A 13,506-nucleotide genomic window follows, 5' to 3' on the forward strand; every position below is an offset into this window, starting at 1 on the left:
CCGGTCAGGCTTTCACCTTGTCGCCAGCCGGATCGTAAAGCGGCTCCATGTGCAGGCGCGCCGGCACCTTCTCGGTAGCGACCACGAGTTCGTAGTTGCCCGATGCGAGGAAATCGTCCGACACGCCGCCTTCGTTGCGGACATAGCCGTAACCGATGTTCTTCCCAACCGTGTAGCCATAGCCGCCGCTGGTCAGGTAGCCGACCGGCTGGCCGTCGCGCAGGATCGTCTCGCGGCCGACCAGCACGATGTCCCGGTCCGCCACCGTGAAGCCGGAAAAGCGCTTCTTCGGCACTGCGCCATTCACTGCCTGCAACGCACGCCGGCCGAGGAAATCGGTGTTCTTCTTCAGCTTCACCGCCCAGCCGAGCCCGGCCTCCAGCGGCGTGTCGTTGGGGGTGATGTCGGAACCCCAAGCGCGGTAGCCCTTCTCCAGCCTCAGTGATTCCAGCGCGCGATAGCCGACCGGGCGAATGCCGTGCGGCTTGCCCGCCGTCAGCGCGTCGAACACCTCGCCGGTCGCCTCGATCGGTACATGCAGTTCCCAGCCCAGTTCGCCGACATACGTCACGCGCAGCGCCCGCACCTTGTGTCCAGCGATATCGATCTCGCCAACATGGCCGAACGGGAAGGCGGCATTGGAAACATCGGCCTTCGTCACCTTGGCCAGCACATCGCGGGCCTTCGGTCCCATCAGCGACAGCGTGCCAAAAGCCTCGGTGACGTCCTTGACGCTGACCTCGGCATCCTTGGCGATGTGGTCCTTGATCCATGACAGGTCATGGGTGCGGAAGCCGGTGCCGGTGACGATGTAGAATTTTTCCTCTGCCAGCCGCGCCACGGTCAAATCAGCCTCGATGCCGCCGCGCGTGTTGAGCAACTGCGTGTAGGTCAGCCGCCCGGCCGGCTTGCTGACATCATTGGCGCAGATCCAGTCCAGCGCCTTCAGCGCATCCGGGCCGGTGAGTTCGTACTTTGCGAAGGACGACTGGTCGAAGATGCCGACCGCATCGCGCACATGGCGGTGTTCCTCGCCAACAGGGCCGAACCAGTTCTGGCGGCCCATCGAATAGAGGTCTTTCGCTTCCATGCCTTTCGGCGCAAACCAGTTCGGCCGCTCCCAGCCGAGCTTGGAGCCAAACACCGCGTTGTGGGCCTTCAGCCGCTCATAGAGCGGCGAGACGATGCGCGGTCGCCCGCTTTCATACTCCTCATGCGGAAAGCCGATGGTGTAGTGCTTGCCATAGGCCTCCAGCGTGCGGTCGCACACCCATTTGCGGTCGCGATGCATTTCGGAAAAGCGGCGGATATCGACGACCCAGAGATCCAGCGGCGCTTCGCCGTCCACCACCCATTGCGCCAGCACCCAGCCCGTGCCGCCGCCCGACGCGATGCCGAAGGCGTTGAAGCCAGCGCCGACGAACATGTTGGAACATTCCGGGGCGGAGCCGAGGATGAAATTGCCGTCCGGCGTGAAGCTCTCCGGCCCGTTGATCATCTGCTTGACGCCGACATTGGCCAGCGCCGGCACACGCTCGACCGCCTGCGTCATGTGCTGCTCGAAATGGTCGTAGTCGTCGTCGAACAGGCGGAACTCCCATTCGTCGGGCACGTCGCCGCCGGCCAGCCCGGTTGCCCAGGCCTGCGGGTTGGGCTCGTAGCCGCCCATCACCAGCCCGCCGACCTCCTCCTTGAAATAGGTGCGGCGGTCGGGGTCGCGGATGGTCGGCGCGTCGGTCGCCAGCCCGTCGATCTTTTCGGTGACGATGTACTGGTGCTTGACCGGCTGCAGCGGCACGCTGATGCCGGCCAAGGCTCCCACCTGCCGCGCCCACTGGCCCGCACAGTTCACCACCTTGTCGCAGGCGATGTCGCCCTTGTCGGTCTTCACCGCTGTTATGCGGCCGTCCTTCATGTCGAAACCGGTGACGCGCACGCCTTCGTGCAGCTTCGCGCCATGCATGCGCGCACCCTTGGCGAGCGACTGCGTGATGTCGGAAGGGCTCGCCTGTCCGTCGGTCGGCAGCCAGCTTGCGCCGACGAGGTCGCCTGTTTCCATCAGCGGCCACATGCGCTTGACCTCGTCCGGCGACAGGAGATGCATGTCCATGCCGAAGCTTTTCGCAGTCGTCGCCAGCCGCTTGAACTCGATCCAGCGGTCGGCATTGGTGGCGAGGCGCAGGCACCCGGTCATCTTCCAGCCGGTCGCCAGCCCCGTCTCGGCCTCCAGCCCCTTGTAGAGTTCGACCGAGTATTTCAGCACGCGCGTGATCGAGGCCGACGAGCGCAACTGGCCGACCAGCCCGGCGGCGTGCCAGGTCGAACCCGAGGTGATGCGGCCCTGTTCCAGCAGAACGACATCGGCCTTGTGGTCGCGGGCGAGGTGATATGCCGTCGAACAGCCGATGATGCCGCCGCCGATGACAACGATTTCGGCATGGGTGGGCAAGGTCATGATTGGGGCTTTCCGTATCTGGTTCGATAGGTGTCGAGCGCGGCTTCAAGCCGGGCCAGGTTTTCGGCCGTGTAGGCGCTGTAGTCGACGCCCGGCGCGTCGAGATGCAGTTCGGAGACCATGCTCCACATCGCCTCGCGTAAAAGCGAGGCGCACTGCATGGCGGCATGCGAGCGCAGCAGCGCGGCATCCGGCGCATGGCCGAAATAGATCGCCAGCAACTCGGCGGATTCCTGTTCCGACATGCCGGCGTTCGAGGCCGCACCGGCAAGGTCGAACATCGCGGTATTGAAGCCGGCATATTCGAAGTCGATCAGCCACAGCCGTTTGCCGTCGTCCATGAAGTTTGCCGGCAACAGGTCGTTGTGGCCGAAGACGATCGGCAGCGGCGCTTGCGCGCGCTCCAGATCGTCGGCAAGGTCGAGGTAGGCCGGCAGGTCGCCGGTGAAACGGCTTTTGCCCGTCTCGAGCGTGCGGGCATAGTCGCGGATCACGTGGAAGACCCAGAACATGAAGCCCGGCCCGGTGACATGGCGCGGCATTTGCTCATGGAAGGCGCGCACCAGCGGCGCGATACGGGCGATGTTCTGGCGCACATCTTCTGCGCCATAGGTCCGCGCCTCGATGAAGGCGCAAACGACGATGCCGTCCTGCGCATGTTCGACGCGCGGCCCGAAACCTGCTTCATGGGCGGCGCGCGCGGTCATCAATTCACGCTCGCGCAACACATGATGGAACAGGAAGTCGCGGCCGAGCCTCGCGACATGCCTGCCGCTTGCGTCGGTCACGAGAAAGTTCTCGTTGCTGAGGCCGCCATCCAGCGGCGTGATCTCGATCGCTCCGTTCCAGAAGGGCAGGGCGCGGATGCGGTCCTGGGCGCTGATCTTTGCCGCGTCCGTCATGCCAGGCCGAGCCTCTGCTTGATGCGCAACGCACCTGCCGAAATCAGCCGGTCGGCGATGATGGCGATGAAGGCCACCGCAAGGCCGGCGACGATGCCGCGCCCGGTGTCGGCCTTGGTCAGCGCGATATAAACCTCCTGCCCAAGGTCGCGGGTGCCGACCAGCGCCGTGATGACCAGCATCGACAGCGCGAACATGATGGTCTGGTTGAGGCCCAGCATGATCTCGGGGAGCGCGAGCTTCAGCTTGATCTTGGTCAGCAGCTGCCACGGCGTGCAGCCCATTGCCTCTCCGGCTTCGATCAGGCGCGGATCGACCTTCTGCAGCCCCAGCACGGTGTAGCGGATGGCAGGCGCCACCGCATAGGCGACGATGGCGATCAGCGCGGTGAAATCACCGACGCGGAACAGCATCACCGCCGGCATCAGGTAGACGAATGACGGCAGCGTCTGCAGCGTGTCGATCACCACCTGCACCCATTGCCACAGCCGCGCGCGTTCGGCGGCAAGAATGCCGACCGGAATGCCGATCAGCGAAGCGAAGATGACGGAAATGCCGCACAGGTAGACGGTGATGGTCGCCTTCTCCCACTGGCCGGTCGCGGCGATGAAGAAGGCGAGAGCGCCGACCAGTGCCGCAAGCTTCGCCCCGCCCAGCCGCCAGCCGGCAAAGGCCAGGAAAAGTGTGACGCCAAGCCACGGCAGGCCGCCGAGCATGCGCTTCAACGGCACCAGCACGTTGAGCAGCACGATGTTCTTCAAACCCTCCAGCGTGTCGAAGAAATTGACGTTGATCCAGCGCACAACCTCGTCGAAGAAGCCGCCGGTCGAGACCTCAAGGCTTTCCGGGTAATGTTGCAGCGCCGGCACGACCAAACCTATCACCCCAGTCGCGATGACGATCGCCAGCGCAGCAAAAGTATAGGGATGGCGCTGCAGGACGTTTCCCGCCTGCAGGGCGGCCCCTTCGCTGCCGGCCTTGATGGCATAGGCCTGCGACAGCCGGTCGAGCGCCACCGCCAGCGCCACGATTGCCATGCCGGCTTCCAGGCCCGCGCCGATGTCGAGGCGGCGAAGTGCCGCCAGCACATCGAAGCCCAAGCCACCGGCACCGATCATCGAGGCGATGATGACCATGTTGAGCGACAGCATGATCACCTGGTTGACGCCGACCATAAGGCTGTCCTTGGCCGAAGGCACCAGCACGCGCCATGTCATCTGCCTGCGCGTGCAGCCGATCATCTTGCCGAGTTCGAGGATTTCCGACGGCACCGAGCGCAGCGCCAGTATGGTGATGCGCGTCATCGGTGGCATGGCGTAGATGAGGGTGGCCACCACAGCTGCGGTCGGGCCGAAGCCGAACATGAACAGGATCGGCACCAGATAGGCAAAAACCGGTATCGTCTGCATCAGGTCGAGCAGCGGCGTCAGCGCGCGTTCGAAGCGCGGATAGCGATAGGCGAGGATGCCGAGCAGCAGGCCGCCGACGACACCGAGCGGCACTGCAACCAGAATGGAGGCCAGCGTCACCATGGCGCTGTTCCACTGGCCGAACACGGCAAGGAAGCCGAAGCAGATCGCAACCAGCAGCGCCAGCCTGCGCCCGCCGGCGTGGTAGCCCATCAGCGTGACGATGGCGATGACGGCAGCCCAGGACAAGGGCGGAAGGATCTCGACCGCGCCCGATCCCTGTCCCGACAGGAACCCGGTCGAAAGCAGGCTCAGCGCAAACTGGTAGGGAAGGTCGATCAGGCGGGCAATGAAGCGGGTCAGGTCGGTGAAGGTGAACAGGCCGAAGCTCGCACTGTCGAGCAGCCATTTCATCGCATTGCTGATCCAGCGCTGCGCCGGCACCTGCCAGGCGCGCGGATAGTCGAATGCCCACTTGGCCAGCGGTTGGCCGTACTGCCAGAAAAGCACAAACGCCGCCCCGGCAACCAGCCACGGCCACGACAGCGCGCCGCCGTCGAGGCGCGGGGCAATCGGGCGGTGCGTGCTGTCGGCGGCGGGCGTGGTCATGCGACACCGCATGTTGCTTGAGTTTGAAAGTCGCGCCCTGCCTTACCCCCCTCTGTCCTGCCGGACATCTCCCCCTCAGGTGGGGAGATCAGCAATTTCGACCCTTGCGCTTCTCCCGGTAGCCTGACGGTTGGCGAGGCTCGCCATGCCAGCCAATCTCCCCCCTTGAGGGGGAGATGTCCGGCAGGACAGAGGGGGGTGTAGAGGGCGGCGATCAAGCTTCTACCCCCGCATCATCAGGGCAACGACATCGGCACGTTCCAGGACGCCAACAGTCGCGCCGCCGGCATCGACGACACGCAGCCGTTCCGTCTTGTCGTCGAACAAGGGTGCGGCCTCGGCAATGGTGGAGCCTTGCGAAATCGACGCCCCGTTCAGTGCCTTGCCCTTGGCGGGTTTCATGGTGCTTGCCACCTTCACCACCTTGGCTTTCGGCACGTTGCGGGTGAATTCGGCGACATAGGCCGTCGCCGGGTTCAGCACGATGTCTTCGGGCGAACCGATCTGGACCACCGCGCCGTCCTTCATGATCGCGATGCGGTCGGCCAACCGGATGGCCTCGTCGAAGTCGTGGGTGATGAAGACGATGGTCTTCTTCAACACGGATTGCAGGCGCATGAACTCGTCCTGCATCTCGCGCCGGATCAGTGGATCGAGTGCGGAAAAAGGCTCGTCCAGGAACCAAAGTTCCGGTTCGACCGCCAGCGAACGGGCGATGCCGACCCGCTGCTGCTGCCCGCCGGACAGCTCGCGCGGGAAGAAATGCTCCTTGTCGGCCAAGCCAACGAGTTCGATCATCTTGCGGGCACGTTCCTCCCGTGTCGCGCGGTCCACGCCCTGCACTTCGAGCGGGAAGGCGACGTTGGCCAGCACGGTGAGGTGCGGCAGCAGCGCGAAATTCTGGAACACCATGCCCATCTGGTGGCGGCGGATCTCGATCATGCGCCGGTCGTCTGCCTCGAGCAGGTTCTCGCCGTTGAACAGGATTTCACCTGCCGTCGGCTCGACAAGGCGCGACAGGCAGCGCACCAGCGTCGATTTGCCGGACCCCGACAGGCCCATGATGACGAAAATCTCGCCGGCGCGGACATCGAGGTTGACACCCCGCACCGCGCCGACGAGACCCCGCGCGCCCAACTCTTTCAGCCCTGCGTTGCCGCCCGTTTCCTGCAGGAATTCCTTTGCCCCGGCGCCGAACACCTTCCAGACATCGCGACAGACAAGTTTCGGGGTCATAGGGTTTGCCAACCCTTGAGCAGACCCCCCTCTGGCCTGCCGGCCATCTCCCCCTCAGGTGGGGAGATCAGCAATTTCGACGCTTGCGCCTTTCCCAAGAGCCTGGCGGTTGGCGAGGTCCGCAACGCCAGCCAATCTCCCCCCTTGAGGGGGAGATGGCCGGCAGGCCAGAGGGGGGTGTTCAAGCGCATGCGCCCAACGCCTACTTCTTGATCCACTCGGACCAGCGCGCCTCGTTGGCGCCCATCCATTCGGCCACCACGTCCTCGACCTTCTTGCCGTCGAGATCGACCTTGGTGATCATCTGGCCCATCTCGTCATTGTCGATGGTGAAGGCTTTGATCGCCTTGTAGGCACCGGGCCACTTGACCTTCACGCCGGCCCAGCCGACCTTCCAGATTTCGCCAAACGGCTTGCCGCAGTCATAGGCCATGTCGGGGTTCGAGCCCGAGGCCGGGTCGGTGTAGCATTCCTTGGTGTATTCGGGGAATTCGACCCATTCGCCCTTGTATTTCGCCGTCGCCCAGTGCGGCGCGTAAATCCACAACAGGATCGGCGCCTGGCGCTGGTAGGCGCTTTCCAGTTCGGCAAAAAGCGCTGCGTCGGTGCCGGCATGGATGACCTCGAACGGCAGGTCGAGCGCCTCGACGCGTTCGTCGTCAAAACCGCCCCACGTCACCGGCCCGCCAAGGTAGCGGCCCTTCGGCGCGGTCTCGGCGGTCGAGAAAGCCTCGGCGCACTTTTCGTCCTTCAGCGCTTCCCAGTTGGGCAGGCCGGGGCATTTCTCCTTCATGTATTCGGGGAACCACCACTCTTCCTTGGCCTTCATGCCGGTCGGGCCGAAATTCTCCACCTTGCCGGTCGCGGTTGCCGCATCCATGGCGTCGCGGCCTGTGGTTTCCCACATTTCCATCGCCACATGCAGGTCGCCGCTTTCCAGTCCGGCAAACTGGGCCAGATAGTCGGCCTGGACGTATTCGACGTTGTCGCCGGCCTTCTTCAGCACCTCGCCCATGATCTGGGTGGTGATGAGCTGGCCGGTCCAGTCATGCAGCGTCAATTTAATGGGGTCGGTGGAGTCCTGCGCCATCACCGGCGTCATGGACAGCGTAGCGCCAAGGGCAAGTGCCCCGAGCGCGGTCGTGGTCATGCGAATGCGCGAAAACATGTCGAGCCTCCTGCTCACCCTCTGAACTTTGTCGTTGGTGTGCCTCAGGTCGTTGCCATCTCCCGCAGCAAGCGCCTCAGGTTCGTCACTTCCGCAGTGTCACGCGGCATGCGCCGGCTTGTCAACGTGGATTTGTGGTTTTCTGTGTTGATTTGCCTGATTTATGTGGCAATCGCTTGCATGTCATTGTCAGATTGCCATAAAAACAGTCACATTAATGGTTGTTCGAGCGCGGACCTGCGATGATCCATTCCAAGCGTCATGGTGAAATCCTGCGCCTTCTCGGCGACGAGGGCACGGTGACCATCGCCAGCCTTGCCGAACGGCTGGGCGTTTCGCTGGAAACGGTGCGCCGCGATGTCAAGCCGCTCACCGACGACGGCATCGTGGTCAAGATGCATGGTGCCATCGGCCTGCCGGCAATGACCGCCGAAGCGCCCTTCGAGCGGCGCATGCGCGAAAACGCCGAAGCCAAGCGCACCATCGCGCGCATGGTGGCGGCGACCATCCGCGACGGCGAATCCATCATGCTCGATACCGGTACGACGACCAGTTTCCTGGCTCGTGAACTGCTTGGCCACCGGCGGCTGACAGTGGTGACCAATTCCTCCGACATCGCGCGCACGCTCGCCACGGTCAACGGCAACAAGGTCTACATGGCCGGCGGCGAACTGCGCAGCGATTCAGGCGCCGCCTTCGGCATCTCGGCCATCGAATTCGTCAGCCGTTTCAGCGTCACCCACGCCATCATCTCGGCGGGCGCCATCGACGAATCGGCCGGCGTGATGGACTACGACCTCGCCGAAGCGGAATTTGCCCGCATGGTGCTGTCGCGCGGGCAGCGCTCGATGGTCATCACCGACAACAGCAAATTCGGCCGCCAGGGTCTCGTCCAGGTTTGCGACCTGTCCGGTTTTGCCGAACTTGCGACCAACCAGGCGCCGCCGCGCGACATAGCGGACGCGCTCGCCTCAGCCGGTGTGCGTCTTGTCGTGGCCGAGGCCGAACCCGCTGGAGCCGGCAGCCGCGCGGGCTGAGCGGCGGCCGGTATTTCCGGCCTGTACAACCGATTTTCGCCTCTTCCATTGCGGCAAAGTGTCAGATATTTTGCGCAAAGTTGAACAAGTCTTGGCGAGCCCGGCAACCGCATGGCAGAGAATTTCGACGTTGGTGCGCGCCTCAAGGCGCTGAGGGTGGGGGCTGCGCTTTCGCAGCGCGAGCTTGCCGCCCGGGCCAATGTCCCGCATGCGCAGATCTCGATCATCGAGAAGAACAAGTCGAGCCCGTCGATCGCGACGCTGCGCAAGATACTCGGTGGCCTCGATGTCTCCATGTCCGATTTCTTCGAGGACGACCAGCGCAAGAAGTTCGGCCCGTTCTTTGGCGTCGACGACCTCAAGGACCTGACCTCGCGCGTTACCGCGCGGGCCATAGACAATGGCGAAGGCCGGCTGACGCTGCGCCAGGTCGGCGATGCGCGCGCCTACAATCTGCAAATCCTGCACGAAGTCTACGAACCCGGCGCCGATACCGGCGAGGCCATGTTGCAGCATTTCTCGACCGAGGGCGGCTATGTCGTCGAGGGCGAACTGGAGTTGACGGTCGGCGACGAGGTGCGGGTGCTGAAGGCTGGCGAATCCTACCTGTTCGACAGCCGCGTGCCGCACCGCTTCCGCAACCCGTCCACCGGCATCACGATCGTCATCTCGGCCTGCACGCCGCCCTATCTATAGCGAAAATTCGCTCAATATATTGAGCGGTATGTTGCGCAGAATTTTGAACGATGCTAACACCCATCGCAGGGATATGATGACCACAGGAGGAGCCGGCCCGCACGGGTGAAGGCTTTGTCCGGTATCTCTTGCGGCAGCTCAGGAGGCGACTGCATTGACCGCTCGGCACGGCAAGACATCTTCACATACGGCAGCCTTCGTCTGGGACGATCCCTTCCTGTTCGAGCAGCAGCTCACGGAAGACGAGCGCATGGTGCGCGATGCGGCGGCGGCGTTTGCCGCCGACAAGCTCGGCCCGCGCATCGAAGACGCCTATATGGAGGAAAAGACCGATCCCGCCATCTTTCGCGAGATGGGCGATGCCGGCCTGCTCGGCATCACCATTCCGGAACAATATGGCGGGCTTGGCGCGGGCTACGTCACCTATGGCCTCGTCGCCCGCGAAGTCGAGCGCGTCGATTCGGGCTACCGCTCGATGATGAGCGTGCAGTCTTCGCTGGTCATGTATCCGATCCATGCCTACGGCTCGGAGGAGCAGCGCAAGAAATATCTGCCGAAGCTCGCTTCCGGTGAGTGGATAGGCTGCTTCGGCCTGACCGAGCCGGACGCCGGCTCCGATCCGGGCGGCATGAAGACCCGGGCCGAAAAGACCGCGTCGGGCTATCGCCTCAACGGTTCCAAGATGTGGATTTCCAATGCCCCCATCGCCGACGTGTTCGTGGTGTGGGCAAAGTCGGCGGCGCATGACAATCAGATTCGCGGCTTCGTGCTCGACAAGGGCATGAAGGGGCTGTCCGCGCCGAAAATCGGCGGCAAGCTGTCGCTTCGCGCCTCGATCACCGGCGAAATCGTGCTCGACAATGTCGAGGTCGGCGAAGAGGCGCTTTTGCCCAATGTCTCCGGCCTCAAGGGTCCGTTCGGTTGCCTCAACCGCGCCCGCTATGGCATTTCCTGGGGCGTCATGGGTGCGGCGGAAGATTGCTGGCACCGCGCGCGCCAATACGGCCTCGACCGCAAGCAGTTCGGCAAGCCGCTCGCCGCCACGCAGCTCTACCAGAAGAAGCTCGCCGACATGCAGACCGAGATCGCGCTTGGCCTGCAAGGTTCGCTGCGCGTCGGCCGTCTCATGGACGAGGGCAAGATGGCGCCGGAAATGATCTCCATCGTCAAGCGCAACAATTGCGGCAAGGCGCTCGACATTGCCCGCCAGGCCCGCGACATGCATGGCGGCAACGGCATCCAGATCGGCTACCACGTCATGCGCCACGCGCAGAACCTGGAAACCGTCAACACCTACGAAGGCGCGCATGACGTGCACGCGCTCATCCTCGGCCGCGCCCAGACGGGCATCCAGGCGTTCTTCTGACAACCACTCCCGATGCCGGCCACACCTCCCTTGGCCGGTCAACCGACTGACTGGAAACGTACAATGACCACCAAGCCCAATTCGATCGAAGCGCGCGACATCGCCTACCACCTTCACGGCTACACCAATGGCCGCAAGCACCAGCAGGTCGGTCCGCTGGTGATCGAAAGCGGCGAGGGCGTCTATGTCACGGACGTTCACGGCAAGCGCTATATCGAGGGCATGGCCGGCCTGTGGAGCGTGGCGCTCGGCTTCGGCGAAAAGCGCCTTGTCGACGCTGCTACCCGCCAGATGGCGAAGCTGCCCTTCTACCACACCTTCACGCACAAATCGCACGGCCCGGTTGTGGAGCTTGCCGAGAAGCTGGTGACGATGGCGCCCGCACCGATGAGCAAGGCCTTCTTCACCAATTCCGGCTCCGAAGCCAACGATACGGCGATGAAGCTGATCTGGTACCGTTCCAACGCGCTCGGCCAGCCCCAGCGCAAGAAGATCATCAGCCGCAAGCGCGCCTATCACGGCGTCACCATCGCTTCCGGCAGCCTCACCGGCCTGCCCAACAATCACCGCTCCTTCGACCTGCCGATCCAGGGCATCCTGCACACGGCAAGCCCGCACCATTGGCGCGACGCGCAGCCGGGCGAGAGCGAAGAGGCCTTCGCCACCCGCCTTGCCGGCGAGCTTGAGGCGCTCATCCTTGCCGAGGGGCCGGAGACCATCGCCGCCTTCTTCGGCGAGCCGGTCATGGGCGCCGGCGGCGTCGTGGTGCCGCCGCGCACCTACTGGGCCAAGATCCAGGCCGTGCTGAAGAAGTACGACATCCTGTTCCTTGCCGACGAAGTCATCTGCGGCTTCGGCCGCACCGGCAACATGTTCGGCTGCCAGACCTATGACCTGAAGCCGGACATGATCGTCTTGTCCAAGCAGTTGTCGTCGTCCTACCTGCCGATCTCGGCCTTCCTCGCCAACGACCGCGTGCTCGACCCGATCCTCGACGAAAGCGAGCGCATCGGTACGCTCGGCCACGGCTTCACCGCCGGCGGCCATCCGGTTCCGGCGGCTGTCGCGCTGGAAACCATCAAGATCATCGAGGAGCGCAACCTGGTCGGCCATGCGGCCGAGATGGGCGAGCTTCTGCTCGAAGGCCTGCGCAAGCTCGAAGGCCATCCGCTGGTCGGAGAGGTCCGCGGCGTCGGCCTGATCGCGGCGATGGAACTGGTGACCGACAAGGCCACCAAGTCGGCGCTTGAAGCGCCCGGCGTGCTGGGCGGCATTTTCAATGCCGAGCTGCAGGAGCAGGGCATCATCTGCCGCAACATGGGCGACGCCATCGCGCTCTGCCCGCCGCTGGTCATCCAGCCGAACGAGGTTCGCTCGATCCTCGACAAATTCGCCAGTGCCCTTGACACCGTTTCGCGCAAGATTTTCGATGGTGCGACCGAGAAAGTGGCCTGACGTCAGTCATCCGGCAGGGCCGGATTCTCGCAACTACAGATAAAGGGGAAGCGAAAATGCGCAAACGGGTAGGAATTCTGGCAATGGGCGGCTTGCTGGCCGTTGGCCTCGGCATGGCGATGCCAGCTGCGGCCCGCGACCTGACCGTGGTGTCATGGGGCGGCAATTATCAGGACGCGCAGCGGGAAATCTATTTCAAGCCTTTTGCCGAAAAGACCGCCAAGCCGCTGCTCGACGAGGCCTGGGATGGTGGCATCGGCGTGCTGCAAGCCAAGGTCAAGGCCGGCAACCCGAACTGGGATGCCGTGCAGGTCGAGGTCGAGGAACTGGCGTTGGGCTGTGCCGACGGTCTCTATGAAAAGATCGACTGGAGCAAGATTCCCGACAAGGACAAGTTCATTCCGTCCGCGGTAAACGAATGCGGCGTTGGTGCGATCGTCTGGTCTACCGCGATCGCCTATGACACCGACAAGATCGCCGATGGCCCGAAGTCATGGGCGGATTTCTGGGACGTGCAGAAATTCCCCGGCAAGCGTTCGCTGCGCAAGGGTCCGAAGTACACGCTGGAATTCGCGCTGATGGCCGATGGCGTCGCGCCGGCGGATGTCTACAAGGCGCTCGCCACGCCTGAGGGCGTCGATCGCGCCTTCAAGAAGCTCGACGAGTTGAAGGCGAACATCGTTTGGTGGGAAAGCGGCGCACAGCCGCTGCAGCTTCTCGCTTCCGGCGAAGTGGCGATGGCGTCGGCCTACAATGGTCGCATCACCGGCATCAACCGCACCGAGAACCGCCATTTCAAGGTGGTGTGGCCGGGCTCGATCTACGCCGTCGACAGCTGGGTCATCCTGAAAGACGCCGAGAACAAGGACGCGGCGATGGATTTCATCGCTTTCGCCAGCCAGCCTGAGAACCAGGCCAAGCTGCCGCAGCATGTCGCCTACGGTCTTCCCAACATGAACGCCGCTACACAGGTTCCGGCAGACCTCCAGGCTGATCTGCCGACCGATCCGGCCAACATGGAACAGGCCCTGTCGCTCGACGTCGATTTCTGGATCGACAATTCGGAAGCCCTGACCCAGCGCTTCAACGCCTGGCTCGCCCAGTAAAGCGGGCTGGCCCGAACGTCGCTGGACGTTCGCCTTTGACAGAAGGTGCGGGATTTTCCGATCCCGC

General features: G+C 63.7%; 10 protein-coding genes. 5 read left to right on the forward strand and 5 right to left on the reverse strand.

Annotated features, from left to right (window positions below):
• Positions 1-4: 4 nt before the first annotated feature.
• The 5 genes from ASD50_RS08035 to ASD50_RS08060 form a co-directional block, all read right to left on the reverse strand.
• On the reverse strand, positions 5-2,455 hold the full coding sequence (locus ASD50_RS08035) for a GcvT family protein (RefSeq protein WP_056238567.1): 2,451 nt from the start codon (positions 2,453-2,455) through the stop codon (positions 5-7).
• Positions 2,452-3,357, reverse strand: coding sequence for a phosphotransferase (locus ASD50_RS08040; RefSeq protein WP_244484455.1), 906 nt, complete (start codon positions 3,355-3,357; stop codon positions 2,452-2,454). The genes ASD50_RS08035 and ASD50_RS08040 overlap by 4 nt, the downstream gene beginning before the upstream one ends.
• Complete coding sequence (locus ASD50_RS08045; RefSeq protein ID WP_082549534.1) at positions 3,354-5,375, reverse strand: ABC transporter permease; 2,022 nt, start codon at positions 5,373-5,375, stop codon at positions 3,354-3,356. Before ASD50_RS08045 ends, ASD50_RS08040 begins: the two co-directional genes overlap by 4 nt.
• 222 nt (positions 5,376-5,597) lie before the next feature.
• The gene (locus tag ASD50_RS08050; RefSeq protein ID WP_056238570.1) at positions 5,598-6,611 is read right to left on the reverse strand and encodes a quaternary amine ABC transporter ATP-binding protein; all 1,014 of its coding nucleotides are present in this window, start codon (positions 6,609-6,611) and stop codon (positions 5,598-5,600) included.
• A gap of 202 nt (positions 6,612-6,813) precedes the next feature.
• Complete coding sequence (locus tag ASD50_RS08060; RefSeq protein ID WP_082549537.1) at positions 6,814-7,779, reverse strand: ABC transporter substrate-binding protein; 966 nt, start codon at positions 7,777-7,779, stop codon at positions 6,814-6,816.
• A gap of 242 nt (positions 7,780-8,021) precedes the next feature.
• Here ASD50_RS08060 and ASD50_RS08065 point away from each other — a divergent pair, with 242 nt between their 5' ends.
• The 5 genes from ASD50_RS08065 (at position 8,022) to ASD50_RS08085 (ending at position 13,439) form a co-directional block, all read left to right on the forward strand.
• Positions 8,022-8,816 carry a DeoR/GlpR family DNA-binding transcription regulator gene (locus ASD50_RS08065; RefSeq protein WP_056238836.1) on the forward strand — a complete coding sequence of 265 codons (795 nt, stop codon included), beginning with the start codon at positions 8,022-8,024 and terminating at the stop codon, positions 8,814-8,816.
• Between the two features lie 111 nt (positions 8,817-8,927).
• Positions 8,928-9,512: a cupin domain-containing protein gene (locus ASD50_RS08070; RefSeq protein WP_056238575.1), complete on the forward strand. Its 585-nt coding sequence runs from the start codon at positions 8,928-8,930 to the stop codon at positions 9,510-9,512.
• 154 nt (positions 9,513-9,666) lie between these two features.
• Positions 9,667-10,878 (forward strand): acyl-CoA dehydrogenase, encoded by a 1,212-nt coding sequence (locus ASD50_RS08075; RefSeq protein WP_056238577.1) that lies wholly within the window; start codon positions 9,667-9,669, stop codon positions 10,876-10,878.
• 63 nt (positions 10,879-10,941) lie between these two features.
• Positions 10,942-12,333: an aspartate aminotransferase family protein gene (locus tag ASD50_RS08080; protein ID WP_056238580.1), complete on the forward strand. Its 1,392-nt coding sequence runs from the start codon at positions 10,942-10,944 to the stop codon at positions 12,331-12,333.
• 56 nt (positions 12,334-12,389) lie between these two features.
• Complete coding sequence (locus ASD50_RS08085; RefSeq protein ID WP_082549538.1) at positions 12,390-13,439, forward strand: ABC transporter substrate-binding protein; 1,050 nt, start codon at positions 12,390-12,392, stop codon at positions 13,437-13,439.
• Positions 13,440-13,506 lie beyond the last annotated feature (67 nt).

It is taken from the genome of Mesorhizobium sp. Root552 (genome assembly GCF_001427285.1).
Taxonomy (GTDB): Bacteria; Pseudomonadota; Alphaproteobacteria; order Rhizobiales; family Rhizobiaceae; genus Mesorhizobium.